The sequence below is a fragment of the Oerskovia sp. Root22 genome (assembly GCF_001429135.1).
GTDB lineage: Bacteria > Actinomycetota > Actinomycetes > Actinomycetales > Cellulomonadaceae > Oerskovia > Oerskovia enterophila.
This window is the reverse complement of sequence record NZ_LMIL01000011.1, coordinates 376,463-389,494: the sequence shown is the minus strand read 5'-3', so window position 1 is coordinate 389,494 and position 13,032 is coordinate 376,463. Positions and strand designations below refer to the sequence as shown.

At 71.4% G+C, this 13,032-nt stretch carries 12 protein-coding genes; 2 read left to right on the top strand and 10 right to left on the bottom strand.

The annotated features are described in order from the left end of the window. Window positions 1-78 precede the first annotated feature (78 nt). The 10 genes from ASE15_RS17120 to clpB all read right to left on the bottom strand — a co-directional run bounded on the left by ASE15_RS17120 (window position 79) and on the right by clpB (window position 10,970). On the bottom strand, window positions 79-1,440 hold the full coding sequence (locus ASE15_RS17120; RefSeq protein ID WP_056652649.1) for a hypothetical protein: 1,362 nt from the start codon (window positions 1,438-1,440) through the stop codon (window positions 79-81). After that, window positions 1,437-2,072, bottom strand: a complete 636-nt coding sequence (locus tag ASE15_RS17115; protein WP_056652652.1) for an ABC transporter ATP-binding protein — start codon at window positions 2,070-2,072, stop codon at window positions 1,437-1,439. Before ASE15_RS17115 ends, ASE15_RS17120 begins: the two co-directional genes overlap by 4 nt. Beyond that, window positions 2,063-3,142 (bottom strand): peptidoglycan-binding protein, encoded by a 1,080-nt coding sequence (locus tag ASE15_RS17110; RefSeq protein ID WP_157257666.1) that lies wholly within the window; start codon window positions 3,140-3,142, stop codon window positions 2,063-2,065. Before ASE15_RS17110 ends, ASE15_RS17115 begins: the two co-directional genes overlap by 10 nt. A gap of 90 nt (window positions 3,143-3,232) precedes the next feature. Beyond that, window positions 3,233-3,763, bottom strand: a complete 531-nt coding sequence (locus ASE15_RS17105) for a hypothetical protein (RefSeq protein WP_056764595.1) — start codon at window positions 3,761-3,763, stop codon at window positions 3,233-3,235. Between the two features lie 525 nt (window positions 3,764-4,288). Beyond that, a complete protein-coding gene (locus tag ASE15_RS20965; RefSeq protein WP_157277265.1) occupies window positions 4,289-4,807 on the bottom strand; it encodes a hypothetical protein in 519 nt (172 codons plus the stop codon). A 58-nt stretch (window positions 4,808-4,865) separates the two neighbouring features. Continuing rightward, a complete protein-coding gene (locus ASE15_RS17090) occupies window positions 4,866-5,450 on the bottom strand; it encodes a hypothetical protein (protein ID WP_157257668.1) in 585 nt (194 codons plus the stop codon). After that, a complete protein-coding gene (locus ASE15_RS17085; protein WP_056764583.1) occupies window positions 5,432-5,767 on the bottom strand; it encodes a hypothetical protein in 336 nt (111 codons plus the stop codon). Before ASE15_RS17085 ends, ASE15_RS17090 begins: the two co-directional genes overlap by 19 nt. Before the next feature lie 241 nt (window positions 5,768-6,008). After that, entirely contained in the window at window positions 6,009-6,992 is a 984-nt protein-coding gene (locus ASE15_RS17080; RefSeq protein WP_056764581.1) for a diacylglycerol kinase family protein, read from the bottom strand. A gap of 67 nt (window positions 6,993-7,059) precedes the next feature. Continuing rightward, a complete protein-coding gene (locus tag ASE15_RS17075; protein WP_157257669.1) occupies window positions 7,060-8,148 on the bottom strand; it encodes a CAP domain-containing protein in 1,089 nt (362 codons plus the stop codon). A 203-nt stretch (window positions 8,149-8,351) separates the two neighbouring features. Continuing rightward, complete coding sequence (gene clpB, locus ASE15_RS17070; RefSeq protein ID WP_056652684.1) at window positions 8,352-10,970, bottom strand: ATP-dependent chaperone ClpB; 2,619 nt, start codon at window positions 10,968-10,970, stop codon at window positions 8,352-8,354. Between the two features lie 285 nt (window positions 10,971-11,255). Between clpB and ASE15_RS17065 the strand changes: the two genes are divergently transcribed. Then, window positions 11,256-11,852, top strand: coding sequence for a hypothetical protein (locus tag ASE15_RS17065; RefSeq protein ID WP_056764579.1), 597 nt, complete (start codon window positions 11,256-11,258; stop codon window positions 11,850-11,852). Window positions 11,853-12,068: 216 nt separating this feature from the next. Then, on the top strand, window positions 12,069-13,028 hold the full coding sequence (locus tag ASE15_RS17060) for an alpha/beta hydrolase (protein ID WP_056764576.1): 960 nt from the start codon (window positions 12,069-12,071) through the stop codon (window positions 13,026-13,028). Window positions 13,029-13,032: the final 4 nt, after the last annotated feature.

Genomic DNA, 13,032 nt, shown 5'->3' with positions numbered 1-13,032 from the left:
GCGTGGGCGACTCTACGGCTGTTCCTCACACCCGAGCCCACCGTCCCGGCCCCTCACGAATCTTGCAGCTCTCTGTACTCACCTCTCCTTGAAGTACTTGAAGAGGTGCTTCTCGCGGGTCGTGAGCGCCCCGGCCACGGCCCCGACGAGCACCGCTCCTGCTCCGGCGAGGACGGTCCGCATGCCGATGATCCAGGTGCTCACCTGGTCGGTGGCGAGCCCGTCACCTCCGGCTCCCGCGAGCCACCACAGCGCGGGGACGGTCACGACGATCCCGGCACCGGTCCAGGCGGCGGTCTCGAGGAGCATCTGCCAGGTCAGGGCGGCACGCGGGACCCGGGCGTGCAGGGCCGCGGCGAGCTCGAGGCGGCGCAGCCGTATCGCGACGTATCCCAGGGCCAGGCCCAGGGCGGCCGTGGCGATCGGGGTGGGCTCGGTCAGGCGGCCGGAGAACTCGGCGCTCGCGTCGTAGGTCGCACCGAGCCGGCCGTTGAGCTGCTTCTGGGTGGGTTGCACCTCGGAGGACGGGTCGGCGACGACAGTCGTGCGCAGGAGCGTCGCGGTCTCGGGGTCGACGGGCCAGATCTCGACCCAGCACGAGTCGAACAGCCCCGTGGCGGGTACGGGAGCGACGGCTGCGTAGCCCAGGGCGCGGTCGCGTCCGTCGTCGGGGTACGGGTAGACCGCGCCGAGCCGCGCGGGCCCGGTGGTCGTCGCGATCGAGTCACCGGGGACCGCGCCGAGCGCCTCGGCCAGGTCCGCGGACAGCCACAGGCCCGCCCCGGCGACCCGTCCGCGGTCGAGCGCGCCGAGCAGCCCAGGGGTTGCTTCGAGGCCGGTGAGCTCGCTCGAGGGGAGGTTGAGCGCCCGCAGCGGTTCCCCGGTCCGCAGGGCGCCGGCCGCGTTGACGCCGTCGACCCTGGCGAGGGCCTCGCAGCGTGCCCCGTCGACCTGCCCGGTAGCCTCGAGGATCTGCACGCTCGCGCCCGCGTCGCGGTACTCGCGGGCTCCCTCGATAACGCCGACGATCGCCCGCACGTCGACCGCGGCCAGCGCGCCGACGACCACCACGAGCACCGCCGCGAACAGGGTCGCGCGGGTCGTGCCGGTCGCGACACTGCGCCACGCCTCGGACACCACGGACGCGGCCCGCATCGTGCGAGTCCGTCCGGCCCGTGCAGGTTCCCCGCCGTGCCCGACGGCGCCGCTCACCTCCGCGCGGGGGTGCGCTCCGTCGTCGGGCAGGGTGGGGGCGTCGAAGCCGAGGCTGGCGGGCAGGCTCGACGTGTCCGGGGGCGCACCGACGTTGAGGGCAGCGCCGTCGTCAGGCGAAGTGGACGCTCCTGCGGGCGGGTCCTGACGACCGGGTCCTGCGGGGCGGTGAGCGTCGCCTGGGGCAGTCGCGAGACCGGGCCGCGCGCCGTCGTCGGGCGTGATCATGCCGCGTCCTGCGCGTGCTGGAAGTCGGCGAGGTCGATCACGCGCGTGCAGGCGTCGCGCGTGTGCGGGTCGTGCGTGGCGACCACGACGATCGAGTCGTCCTGGGCGATGCCGGCCAGGACCTCGTTGACGGTCGCGGCCGTGCGCAGGTCGAGCTGCGCGGTGGGCTCGTCGACGAGCAGCAGGTCCGGCGCCAGGGCCACCGCGCGCGCGAGCATGAGCCGCTGGGCCTCGCCACCGGACAACGCCCGGAATGGGCGGTCCGCGACGGGCGCCAGGTTGAAGCGCGCCATGATCTCGAGAGCACGGGCCTCCGCGTCGGGACGGCGCAGACCGCGCGCAAGGAGCGGGAGCACCACGTGGTCCAGGGCCGCCCGGCGCGCGACACCGTGCGGGTTCTGGAAGACCCACCCGGTCGTGGCGACGCCCAGACGCTCGACCTGCCCTTGCGTGGGGCGCTCCCAGCCCGCGACGATGCTCAGCAACGTCGACTTGCCGCTGCCCGAGGGGCCCACGAGCGCGACGACCTCTCCCGGTACGACCTCCAGGTCCAGCCCGGTGAACAGCAGGCCCGTGCCGGGAAAAGCGTGCCCCAGATCGGTCCCGACCAGCCGCTTGCCCCCTACCGGCACGTCTGCCCCTCGGCCTGCGAGGTCAGCTCGACCTCGGTCGGCGCCGTGGCGGCGTCGAGGCCGTCGAACGTCACGAGGGTCTGCCCCAGGCTCGACGCGACGACCGTCACGGGGTACGCCGTGCCGTCCGCTGACACGCACCCCGCGGCGCCGCTCAGCGCGAACAGCGCCCCGGGCGGCACGACCGAGACGTCCAGCGGCGCGGCGAGCACGTACTCGAGCGTCAACGGCTCGGAACCCTCGGAGCGCTGCCAGCCGGCGAACTCCATGCTGCCGCGCACGGCCTCGAGGAACGCCGGATCGGTGACCACACCGCCCTCCCCGACGAACGCACTCAGCTCACCCAGACGCAGCACCCGGTCACCGGGCGTGACGTTCGAGAGCGTGTCCGACAGGCCCAGCGAGACCAGCGTCCCGGCCGTCGTCGCGAACGCCTCCTCGGACGTCGCGGCTCCCACGGGCACCTCGCACGTCTTCACCGTGACCGACGTCGCCGGGAGCCACAGCACCGAGGCGACCGGCAGGTCGCCGGTCGGCTTGGCCACGCCCGCGGCCTTGAACAGCTTGGTCACGGCGGCCTTGGTCGCGTCACCGTACGTCCCGTCCGCACTCACCTTGTGCCCGAGGCGAGCGAGCTCGACCTGCAGGGCCTTGACGTCGTCACCCTTGGCCGTGGGAGCCAGGTCCCGCCACAACGGGATCGACGTCGCGAGCGCCACGACCGGACGGTCGTCGACCGTGACCGGGCTCGATCCCGACTCGATCACCGCCCCCGGGGCGCACACCGAACGCGTGACCTTACCCGTGTCCGCCACCTGGAGCGTTCCCTCCTCCGCGACGACCGGGGTGACCTTGACCCTGCGCGCATCGTCGAACACCTGACGCGAGACCGGGACCGCCGCAGGCGGCGTCGAACTCCGCACACTCTGCGGCTCCGACTGCGGCGCCAACGCCATCCCCGCCGTGACACCTCCCGCGAGCAGCACGACCGCCGCGAGCGCGAGCACGCCTGCACGGGCTGCTCCTGAGCCGGCCGCCTTGGGCCGGGCGGGGCGTCGATCTCTGGTCACTGCTGCTCCTCGAGCTACTGCTGATGGCGTTCTTGGTGCGGGTGGACTTGGGCTGCCGGGATGTCTCTCCCTGTCATCGAGCAGCCCCGATCATCTGTCGGCCATCGCGCCCAAGGGGTCGTCCTCACACCGCAGCAGGTCCGGTGCGCCGGGATCGGTTCCCGGCCTCTTCTGCGCCAAGAGGTCCTCCTTGTACTGCTCACCCGTGTACGACTCGTCGACGACTTTGAACTCGCGGAGGCACTGCGCGATCAGCTCGTTGAAGTCCACCCTGTTCGGGTTTGTCACGATCTGCCGGTACAGATTCTCGACGGGATCCAACCCAGTGCTCTCGCCGCACGTCGTGAACGCCGACTCGAGTTCGTCGGTCCACTCGCCCGCAGTCTGATAAGACTCGAGCCCGTTTTCATCCACCCAGGTGGAGGCCGCGAAACCCAGGTCGCCGAGGCAGGCCAGGTAGGTGTCCTGCACCTCCCGATACTCCAGCTCCTCGATGACGCCGTCCTGAGCGACGTCCTGCACGAGCGCGACGGGCGACAACGACGCGAGAGCGCGAACATCCGACTCCCAGGGCGACTCCGACTGCTCGTCCTCACCAGCGGTACATCCGCTCAGGAGCACGCCCAGGGCGAATGCGGCTCCCAGACAACCCACTCTCCGCACAATCACACATCCTCTCCAGAGGCCCGAGCGGCCGACCCCGCAGAAGGTCGGCCGCTTTGGCAACACCCACCATCGGAAACGTCAGGGAATCACCCCGATGTGTCGGTTGGTCACCCACGACGGCGTAACCGACCCGGTCGACCTGGCCTGGCCCGCGAGCGCGTACGTGGACCATGTCGTCACCTTCGCGCCTGTCGCGGGGTTCTGATACGTCATCCCGGCTCGGGCCGCTGAACAGGTGTAGTTCGTCACCATCGCGTACCCCGGCGTGCTCGCGCTCGCGTGCAAAGCCCCCCCTTGAGGAGGCCCTGCACAGCTAGACTGGCAACACCCGACCCCATCCCGCAAAGGGATTCGTCAGGACTTCTCACTATGTAAACGGCACGTACGGTCCGTGACAACGAAACCACCTTCAACGCACCTCCCTCCCCACGGACTGCTGGCCAATCTCATCATGTGGAACCCTCGCGGTCGGGCGAGGTTTCACGGCGTATCCATGTCGAGCCCCGGCTGAAGCACCTCAGAATCGTCACCATCGAGCGTGACGATGACAGGATCCGTCCCCAGGAGACCGCGTTCCTCGAGCATCCGGGTGGTCGCGGCCAGGGCATCGGCTGCAGTCGGTTCATGCAGGCAGGTCGCGTCGATGTCCTCCACGTAGACGACCCCCCACCCCTCCGACGCCACGCCTGCGTTGTCGGTCGCGCAGGAGAAGACGTGTCGTGAGATCGCCCAGACGGGACGGTCGAGCTCCAGACTCCAGGTCTCCGTGAACTTCCATCCGGCTGATTCAAGGAGCTCGTCCACTTTCTCCATGCCTCGCGCCATGACTCCAGGAGACGAATGGAATCCTGGCGGCACGACATGGGTGTTCACCGCCGCGTCCTCGAGCAACGCCGCCACCTCGTCGGCCGAGAGAGGCTCTCCTCGATCGCTCTGGAGGTTCACCCGTGGAGACGAGCACGCGGCGAGGACCAGAGCGAAGACCAGAGCGAGCAGCACGCCGCCAGCCCCTCGGGTAAGTTCACCGTGACGGCAGCTCACCCGAGGGGCTGACGGGTCAGAACGACGTGTCGTCAAGGCAAGCGATGACGGTTTCACGAAGTTCCTCGGAAGGTCCGTTCGAATCGGCATTTGACAGCGAATAGCTCTCGAGATCCTCAGCCCGTGCGGACTCGGGCGCGACACCGTGCCGAATGAGGCAATCAACCGCGTTCTGCCGGTAGTCACCACCTTCCGGATTCGATCTCACCGCCGCGTAGAGCGGTTCGATCACCGACGTCGATCCGACCTCGCACTCAAACGCCTTCTCGGAAGCAGCTTCGGTCTCAGCCGCGTTTGACGCATCGACACCCGGGTACTCGATACGCATCCCGTGCTCACCGAATGTCACGAGATACCCCAGGTCCTCGACACATCGCTCGAACCTCTGCCTGGCCTCGTCCAGCTCCGCCTCAGCGATCTCGTCGTCCTCAAGGACTTCCCGCTCGAAATCGGTCGTGGCTTGGTTGCGCGCCTGAGCAAACTCGGCCGCGAACCGACCCTCGGACTCTGACGGCGCCGTCGAGCACCCGCCCAGCACAACCAGTGCGGCGACCACCACCCAAGACGGCCCTCTACTCACTCTCAGGTCGAGACCTTCCACGCGGACGTCGCACCACGGAAGATCGCCTGCCCGTAGTTCTGGGTGCGCATCCAGCTCGGATAGGTGCTGGTCACCGAGTACCCGTTCGACCAGTAGGCCACGTCATCGACGGGTGCGCCGGTCGCCGTCTTCCCGGTGAATCGCGCACGCGACATCCCACAGGTCCCGGTGAACGTTTCGGTGAATGTCGGATAGCCGTTGTTCTGGAAGATGCAACCGTACGGTCCGGTTGCCGCCTGCGCCGGAGCCCCCGCGACGACGACTCCGCCGAACGCCACCACCGTGGCCGTCAGGACTGCCATGATCTTTCGCTTCATTGCGTTCCCCTTCTGCAGACCTCCCCCCCTTGGGAAGCCCCTGCACCGCCAACCCTGGCAGCATCCGACGCAGCCTCGCAAGGGATACGTCAGGACTTCTCACTATCTGAACTGGACGTACGACCCAGTAGCGCCCAGGCCGCCTTCAGTGCCGCCCAGCACGATCACCGCACCGGGGGAGCCAAGCCCAGTCTCACCAGATGAGCGCCCGGACACCCTCTCCTCAGCTACCAGCCGCGGATCACCCGTCCGCTGGCGCACCCTCCGCGATGTCGTCGGACGTGTCGGGCTGGTAGACGCACACCCACAGCGCGCCGGCGCGCACGCTGACCTCGAGCTTCTTCGACGGCTCAATCACGTCGCCGTCGAGCTGGCGCGGCTGCGGCCGGTCGGAGATCACGGAGATCCGTGACCCGCGCAGCACCTCCATGTTGGGGACGCGCTTGCGCCCTCGCAGCACTCCGACGAGGAGCTGGACCCAGTGGCCCAGGTTGCGGGGCGCGAGGATCGCGACGTCCATCTGCCCGTTGTCGGGCACCGCGTCGGGCAGCAGGTTGACGCCCGCCTGGAGCTTGCCGACGTTCCCGACGAGCACGCTGCGTGCCCGACGGCGCAGCACCGGCCGGTCGTCGACGCGCACCTCGACCTTCATCTCGTCGTCGGCGAGGTGCTTGAACGCGGAGACGACGTACGCGAGCGCACCAGCCTTGGCCTTGAGCGCCGTCGGCGCGTCCTCCATCATCGCGGCGTCGAGCCCCATGCCTGCCATGACGGCGAACGCCTGCCCGTCGACCTCGCCGATGTCGACGGCGCGGCGCCCGCGGTCGAGCGCGAGGCGGATGCCGTCCTCCGGGCTGGGCGGGATACCGAGGTTGGTCGCGAGGAGGTTGCCCGTGCCGCCGGGCAGGACCGCGAGCGCCGCCTCGGTCCCCACGAGCCCTTCGATGCAGGCGCGCACGGTGCCGTCGCCGCCGCTCACGAACACGACCTCGGCGCCGCCCTCGACGGCCTGCCGGGCCTGGCCGGTGCCGGGGTCCTCGGCGGTCGTCTCGAGCCAGGCGGGGGCGGGCCAGCCCGCGTCGGCGAGCTGGGCCTCGATGGTCCGGCGGAGCTCGTCGAGCCCCTCGACCCGGTTCGGGTTGACGATGACCGCGGAACGGAGCGGTGCGTGGTCGAGACGTTGCTGGGCGGCGGGCTCGGGCGTTGCTTCGTGGGACGGGTTCACACCTGAGTATGTCGCGGCGCGCGCCGGCTCGCCCGGCAAGCGGACACCTCGGACCTTCCGGGCGTCCTCAGTACCCGAAGACCTGCACCCAGGTGTTGCCCACGCGCCCGATCCCCATCGCGGTGAAGTCGCAGTTGAGGATGTTCGCACGGTGCCCCTCGGACGCCATCCACGCGTCGACCACGGCCTGGGCGGTCTGCTGGCCCGCGGCGATGTTCTCACCGCCGGGTCGCGCGTACCCCTGAGCGGTCACGCGGTCGCCGAACGTCCGCCCGTCGAGGCTCGTGTGGCTGAAGTACCCCTGGTCGACCATGTCCTGCGCGTGCAGGGTCGCGGCGCGGGCGAGCTGGTCGTCGGCCCGCAGGGCCGGGCAGCTCGCGGCCGTGCGCTGCGCGTTGACGAGGCTCAGCACCGCGGCCATGTCCCCGGTGCCCGACGACGGCGCTCCCCCGGTCGAGCCGGCTCCGCCCGTCGAGGTGGTGGGGTCGGCGAGCAGCGCGGCCCGGGTCGCCGCACCGGCCACGCCGTCGGGCTCGAGGCCTTGTGCCGCCTGGAACGTGCGCAGAGCATGGTCGGTCCCCGCACCGAACTCGCCGTCGGCCAGGACCGTGGCCCCGTGCACCTGCAGCCGCTCCTGGATCGCCTGGACCTCGGGTCCGGTCGCGCCGAGCTGCGGCGGGCCGGTCGGGGCGGGCGCCTCGGGCGCGGCCTCGGTGGTCGGCGCGGGGTCGGGGGCGGGGGTCGTCTCCGGCGGAGCCCCGGATCCCTGCCCACCCGGTCGCTCGACCGTCGGCGCCACAGGCGCCTGCGCAGCGGGGTCCGCCTCGGCGAGGACCGCTCCGCGGGGGCCGTCGCTCCGGCTGGCGCGGTCGGCGTCCCGCCCGAGCGCGGCGTCCCAGCGTGCTCCGATCGGTTCGAGGCCCGGCCCCTCGCCGTCGAGCTCCTGGACGGCCGGGACCGCGAGCAGACCGCCCACGAGGCCGAGCGTGACCACCATGACCTGAGGCAGCGCGCTCGCGCGACGCACCTCGGCGCCGGGGCGTGCGTGCCGGACGGCCTCGGCACGGCGCCGACGCCTGGCCGCGCGCGACGGCGAGGACGCGATCTCCTCGGCACGGCGGCGGGCGGCGCGGGTCTGCGGAAGGTGGTCGGGCACGGGAGAGTCCGGCAGCACGAATGACCTTCCGTCGAGGGAACGTGGGCTGATCGTCCAGTATGCCCGTTCCGTGGGAGCGAGACCAGGCTGTGCACGCACGAAGGCCCGGCCCCCTCAGGGGACCGGGCCTTCCACGCACGAGGCGAGCGACGCCGTCGGGCAGGAGGATCCCCCTGCCCGACGGCACGCACCTCACCGGGGCGTCACTGCTGGACGCGGAGCTCGAGCCCTTCGCCCTCGACCTGCGAGCGGTCGACCACGATCGTGTCGCCGTCCGCGATCTCGCCCGCGAGCAGCTTGCGCGCGAGGCGGTCGCCGATCTCGCGCTGCACCAGGCGGCGCAGCGGGCGTGCTCCATATGCGGGGTCGAAGCCCTCGAGCGCGAGCCACTCGCGTGCCCCGGCCGTGACCTCGAGCGTCAGACGACGGTCCGCGAGCCGCTCGCCGAGCCGGTCGACCGCGATGTCCACGATCCGTCCCAGCTCGTCGAGGTTGAGCGGGTCGAAGATCACGACGTCGTCGAGCCGGTTGATGAACTCGGGCTTGAAGCTCGCCCGCACTGCCGACATGACGCCCTCACGCTTGGCCGCGTCGTCGAGCAGCGGGTCCACGAGGAACTGCGAGCCCAGGTTCGACGTCAGCACCAGGATGACGTTGCGGAAGTCGACCGTGCGGCCCTGGCCGTCGGTCAGGCGACCGTCGTCGAGCACCTGGAGCAGGATGTCGAACACCTCGGGGTGCGCCTTCTCGACCTCGTCGAGCAGCACGACCGAGTACGGCCTGCGCCGCACGGCCTCGGTGAGCTGGCCGCCCTCCTCGTAGCCGACGTACCCCGGAGGGGCACCGACCAGGCGCGAGACGCTGTGCTTCTCGCTGTACTCCGACATGTCGATGCGCACCATGGCGCGCTCGTCGTCGAACAGGAAGTCCGCGAGCGCCTTCGCGAGCTCGGTCTTGCCGACGCCCGTGGGGCCGAGGAACAGGAACGAGCCCGTGGGGCGGTCGGGGTCGGCGACGCCTGCGCGGGAACGTCGTACGGCGTCCGACACCGCGGCGACCGCAGCCTTCTGCCCGATCAGGCGCTTGCCGATCACGTCCTCCATGTGGAGGAGCTTCTCGGACTCGCCCTGGAGCATGCGGCCCGCGGGGATGCCGGTCCACGCGGACACGACCTCGGCGATCTCGTCCGCACCGACCTTGTCGGCGATCATCGGCGCCTGGGGCGGCGCCGTGGCGGACTCGTCGCTGTCGATCGACGCCTCCTCCTGCTCGGCCGCCTGGAGCTGCTCCTGGAGCTGCGGGATCTCGCCGTACTGGATGCGCCCTGCGGTCTCGAGGTCGCCCTCGCGGATGGCCCGCTCGACCTGGACGCGCAGCTCGTCGAGCTTGGCGCGCAGGTCGCCGACGCGGTTGTGGCCCGCCTTCTCGGCGTCCCAGCGCGCGGTCAGCGCAGACAGCTCCTCGCGGCGGTCGGCCAGGTCGGCACGCAGCTTCTCGAGGCGCTCGCGCGAGGCGGGGTCGTCGGACTCGGAGAGCACGACCTCCTCCATCTCGAGGCGCGTGACGGCGCGCTGGAGCACGTCGATCTCGATGGGCGACGAGTCGAGCTCCATGCGCAGGCGCGACGCGGCCTCGTCGACCAGGTCGATCGCCTTGTCGGGGAGCTTGCGGCCCGTGATGTAGCGGTCCGAGAGCGCGGCGGCAGCCACGAGCGCCGAGTCGGCGATGGTCACCTTGTGGTGCGCCTCGTAGCGCTCCTTGAGCCCGCGCAGGATCGCGACGGTGTCCTCGACCGAGGGCTCGCCCACGAAGACCTGCTGGAAGCGGCGCTCGAGGGCCGGGTCCTTCTCGATGTGCTCGCGGTACTCGTCGAGGGTCGTCGCACCGACCAGGCGCAGCTCGCCGCGGGCGAGCATGGGCTTGAGCATGTTGCCCGCATCCATGGCGCCCTCTCCGCCCGCGCCCGCACCGACCACGGTGTGGAGCTCGTCGATGAAGGTCACGACCTCGCCGTCGGAGGACTTGATCTCCTCCAGGACGGCCTTGAGCCGCTCCTCGAACTCACCGCGGTACTTGGCGCCCGCGACCATGGCCGCGAGGTCGAGCGAGATGAGCTTCTTGCCCTTGAGCGAGTCGGGGACGTCGCCCGCGACGATGCGCTGGGCCAGCCCCTCGACCACGGCCGTCTTGCCGACGCCGGGGTCACCGATCAGGACAGGGTTGTTCTTGGTGCGCCGGGACAGGACCTGCACGACGCGCCGGATCTCCGAGTCGCGCCCGATCACGGGGTCGAGCTTGCCCTCGGCCGCGGCCGCGGTGAGGTCCTGGCCGTACTGCTCGAGGGCCTTGTAGGTGCCCTCGGGGTTGGGGCTCGTGACGCGGCCCGAGCCGCGGACCGCGGGCAGGGCCGAGCGCAGCGCGTCGGCGCTCGCCCCGGCGTCCGTGAGGATCTGCGCGGCGGGCGAGGAACCTGCGGCGATGCCGATGAGCAGGTGCTCTGTCGAGACGTACTCGTCCCCCATGCCCTGGGCCTCCTTCGAGGCCAGGTCGAGGGCGGTCGACGTCGCGCGCGACGCCGTCGGCTGCGCGACGGCCGATCCGCTCGCGGTGGGCAGCGAGACGAGCGCCGCGCGCACCTTCTGGCCGATGGCCTGGGCGTTCGCGCCCACGGCGTCGAGGAGCCCGACGGCGACGCCGCCCTCCTGCGTGAGCAGTGCGGCAAGGAGGTGGACGGGTTCGAGCTGGGGGTTGCCGGCGGCCGAGGCGGTCTGGATGGCCTCGCCGATGGCCTGCTGGGACATGGTGGTGAACTTGGTGTCCATGGGGTCTCCGGTACTTCTGGGGTCTGGGTCTACCTGGATCAACGCGACCAAACTTGAGCGTATTCCACTCAAGTCTGTCCGTCATGTCGGCAACTGTGTCTGACGGCTGCCGTACCAGCCGGTGGTTCCCCTTTTCTCGTCCCGTGATCCACGGGATGCTGGGGGCGTGACTACACGACGGCTCGAACCTTCCGCCACCCTCGCACCGGACCGCGGCGACCGCACGACGGCACCGGCCCACCCGGGAGACCAGCTCTCCTCCGACCTCGCCACCGGGGGTGCCCTGTGAACCTCGCACTCGTCGCGATCGTGGTGATCGTGCTCCTCGGGCTCGTCGTCATCGGGCTCGTCACCTGGCTGCTCCTGCGCCCCCGCAAGGCACCCGTCGCCCAGCCGTACGGGCACGGCGCCCCCGTCGAGGGGTACCCGGCACAGCCTCCGTACCCCGGGCAGCCGTCGTACCCGGCGCAGCCTCCGCACGCGGTCGAGGCCGGGGCCCAGGCCGTCCCGGTCGACCAGTACGCACCGCAGGAGACCCCGCCGGCCCCGCCCGGACCGCCTGCGCCGGCAGCCGGGCAGCAGTTCGCACCGCCGCGCGCGCCGGCCCCGCAGGTTCCCGACGCGCCCGCCTCCGCGGTCCCGCCGGCCGCACCGGTCGCACCGGTCGCACAGCCGGAGGCGCCGGCGCAGTACGCACCGCCGGCTGCCCACCCGCAGCCCGCGCAGACCTGGACGGCCGAGGTCACCGAGCCCTGGACCGAGCAGGCCGACGACTCCGAGCTCGACGAGACCACACGCCTGCGCGAGGACCTCCGCCCGGCACCGCCCGCGGCGCCTGCTGCTCCTCCGGCTCCGCCCGCGAGCCCCGCACCACCCGCCTGATCCGCGGCTCCCGTCCGGCGAGCAGGGCGGGAAGCTCCCGCTCGCGAGGCGGGAGCGACCGCGCGAACCCGGTCGTACCGACCGAGGGCAGCCCTCTCGGAAGGGGCTTCAGGACGAGCGAGGCACGCCTCCTCGCTCGTCCTGACAGGGCACCCCGCAAGGGGCACAATGGCGGCACCGCGATACCGCCCGAGTACGCGGGCGAAGGGCTGCACCATGACGAACGGCTGGCACCAGGACGTCCTCGGCCCCGAGTGGGTCGCCCGCACGCTCGACCTCCCCGACGGCGACACCGCGACGCTCGTCCGCAAGGCGACGCCTCCCGCGGGAGGCGAGCGCCGCCGTCGGGCCGTGCTGTACGTCCACGGGTTCGTCGACTACTTCTTCCAGGCCCACCTCGGGGATGCTTTCGAGGACCACGGCTACGCGTTCTACGCGATCGACCTGCGGGGCTACGGCCGCTCGCTCGCGCAGTGGACCGAGGCGGGCAAGGACCCCAACATGGTCGACGACCTGAGCGTCTACGCCCAGGACCTCGACGCCGCGGCCGCCACGATCCGTGCCGAGGGCCACGACGAGCTCGTCGTCGTGGGGCACTCGACGGGCGGTCTCGTCACCAGCCTGTGGGCCAACGCGCGACCGGGCAGGATCGCCGCGCTCGTCCTCAACAGCCCGTGGTTCGACCTCAACTCGAGCTGGTTCGACCGCGTGGTCTCCACCCGGGTGATCGACGTCGTCGGGCGCTTCGCCCCTCGCCTGAAGGTCGGGTCGCTCGACGACGCCTACGGGCAGGCGCTGCACGCCGGCACCGGAGGCGAGTGGGACTACGAGCTGGGCTGGAAGCCCCACGAGGGCTTCCCCGTCCGGGCCGGCTGGCTGCGCGAGATCCGCCGCGGGCACGCGCAGATCGCGCGCGGGCTGCACATCGGGTGCCCCGTGCTCGTCCTGACCTCGACACGGTCCGGCCCGAACAAGGGCTGGCACCCCGAGGTCATCACCACGGACAGCGTCCTGGACGTCCAGCACATCAAGGACCGCGCCCCCGGGCTCGGCGACGACGTGACGCTCGTGGAGATCGAGGGCGGCGCGCACGACCTGGTCCTGTCCCCCGAGCCGGCGCGCAGCGCGTTCCTCGACGAGGTGTTCGGCTGGCTCGACACGCGGCTGCCCGGCTGATGCG

Excerpts from the sequence above, each read along its gene's own strand:
- ASE15_RS17120 (WP_056652649.1), bottom strand. The coding sequence starts at position 1,440 with ATGATCACGCCCGACGACGGCGCGCGGCCCGGTCTCGCGACTGCCCCA.
- ASE15_RS17085 (WP_056764583.1), bottom strand. The coding sequence starts at position 5,767 with ATGAAGCGAAAGATCATGGCAGTCCTGACGGCCACGGTGGTGGCGTTC.
- clpB (WP_056652684.1), bottom strand. The coding sequence starts at position 10,970 with ATGGACACCAAGTTCACCACCATGTCCCAGCAGGCCATCGGCGAGGCC.
- ASE15_RS17060 (WP_056764576.1), top strand. The coding sequence starts at position 12,069 with ATGACGAACGGCTGGCACCAGGACGTCCTCGGCCCCGAGTGGGTCGCC.